The following is a 265-nucleotide window of genomic DNA, read 5'->3' on the forward strand; positions in this document are numbered from 1 at the left end:
TGCGGCGGGTGTGCAAGTGGTGTTCTTCCAGAACGGCTGGGATGCGGAATACACCGAAGCCGGCGGCCCTGGCTCGCCTAACTGGCACAAGTCCAACGCCCTGAAAGCGATCCGCAAGAACCCGGAACTGATGGGCACGTTGCTGGCCAAGGGTACCTGGGATTACGATCTGGTGGATGAACTCAAGCCTCTGCCCGGCGATCTGGTGATCCCCAAACCACGTTACAGCGGCTTCTTTAATACCGCTCTCGACAGCATGTTGCGC

At 59.2% G+C, this 265-nt stretch carries 1 protein-coding gene; it reads left to right on the forward strand.

Annotation, left to right across the window (positions count from 1 at the left end; all coding sequences use genetic code 11):
* The coding region (locus Q4563_RS20345) for an isochorismatase family protein (protein ID WP_303605805.1) at positions 1-265 on the forward strand (265 nt) is incomplete at both ends.

Source organism: Gilvimarinus sp. 1_MG-2023, assembly GCF_030548285.1.